This is a genomic window from Marichromatium sp. AB31 (assembly GCF_003718685.1).
GTDB classification, from domain to species: domain Bacteria; phylum Pseudomonadota; class Gammaproteobacteria; order Chromatiales; family Chromatiaceae; genus Marichromatium; species Marichromatium gracile.
In genome coordinates this window covers 1-1,541 of record NZ_RHFI01000053.1, presented here as the reverse complement: position 1 = coordinate 1,541, position 1,541 = coordinate 1, and the positions used below count along the sequence as shown (strand labels likewise).

The 1,541-nt window shown below is 76.9% G+C and carries 2 protein-coding genes; both read left to right on the top strand.

The features are described 5' to 3' along the window. Positions 1-882: VWA domain-containing protein (locus EBL84_RS16700; RefSeq protein WP_123141805.1), on the top strand; the 882-nt coding region annotated here is incomplete at its 5' end. Continuing rightward, a partial coding sequence (locus EBL84_RS16695; protein WP_123141804.1) for a VWA domain-containing protein occupies positions 875-1,541 on the top strand: 667 nt, incomplete at its 3' end. The genes EBL84_RS16700 and EBL84_RS16695, both read left to right, overlap by 8 nt.

Here is a 1,541-nt window from a genome sequence, read left to right as displayed (position 1 = left end):
CCGACGCTGCTGCCCGCGGGGCTGGCCGGCCCGGCGGGCGGGGGCGCGCTACCCTGGCGTTGGCTGGCGCTGCTCGCCTGGGTGCTGCTGGTGCTCGCCAGCGCGCGTCCGCAGTGGGTCGGGGACCCGCTCGGGGTGCCGCGCAGCGGGCGCGACCTGATGCTCGCGGTCGACATCTCCGGCAGCATGGAGGAGCGCGACTATCTGCTCGCAGGCCGTCGGGTGTCGCGTCTGGCGGTGGTACAGCAACTGGCCGGCGACTTCGCGCAGCGGCGCGAGGGCGACCGGCTGGGGCTGATCCTGTTCGGCTCGCGCGCCTATCTGCAGACCCCGCTGACCTTCGACCGCGCCACGGTGGCGACCCTGCTCGCCGAGAGCGTGGTCGGTCTGGCCGGGCGGGAGACGGCGATCGGGGATGCGATCGCGCTGGCGGTGAAGCGGCTGCGCGAGGCGCCCGCGGGCGAGCGGGTGCTGATCCTGCTCACCGACGGCGAGAACACCGTCGGTCACATCGCCCCGCTGGAGGCCGCCGCGCTCGCCGCCGAGGCCGGGGTGCGGGTGCACGTGATCGGGATCGGCGGCGGCGCCGACGGTCGGCTCGGCGGGCTCGGGCTGCGATTGCTGCGCCAGGGGCGCGGCTTCGACCCCGAGACCCTGGAGGCGATCGCCGCGCGCACCGGCGGGCGCTTCTTCGTCGCCGGGGCGAGTGAGGCGCTCGAGGCGGTCTATGACGAGATCGACCGCATCGAGCCCGAGGCGCGCGAGGCGCGCGCGCTGCGCCCGCGGGTGGAGTTGTATCCCTGGCCGGCGGGTGGCGCGCTGTTGCTGGCGCTGCTGATCGCGGCGGCGCGGCTGGGGGCGTGGAGGACGGAGGATGGCTGATTTCCATCTGTTGCGCCCCTGGTGGCTGTTGGCGCTGATCCCGCTGCTGGCGGTGTTGGTCGCGGCGGCGCGGACCCGGGGCGGGGCGGGGCGCTGGCGTGCGCTGGTCGATCCCGAGCTGTTCGAGGCGCTGCTCGTGCCCGGGCACGGCGGGACGCGGCGCTGGCCGCTGGCGCTCGCCGCGCTGGGCGGGGTGTTGCTGGTGCTCGCGCTCAGCGGGCCGACCTGGCAGCGTGCGCCGCAGCCGCTGCTCGAGGGCGGGGTGTCGCGGGTGCTGCTGCTCGATCTCTCGCCGAGCATGGGCGCGGCCGACCTCGCGCCCTCGCGGCTGGCGCGCGCGCGCTTCGAGCTGCTCGACCTGCTGCGCGGCCAGCGCGACGGCGCGGTGGCGCTGATCGCGTTCGGCGCCGCGCCCTTCCTGGTCTCGCCGCTGACCACGGATGCGCGCACCATCGCCGCGCAGGTGCCGCTGCTCGAACCCGCTCTGTTGCCGCTCGAGGGCCCGCGCCGCACCGATCTGGCGCTGGCCGAGGCCGGCGCCCTGCTCGATCGCGCCGGGGCGCGCCACGGCGAGGTGGTGCTGCTGACCGATGCCCTCGACGGCCCGGCGGCGGCGCTGGCCGCGGCGCGCGCGTTGCGCGCGGCCGGGCACCGGCTCT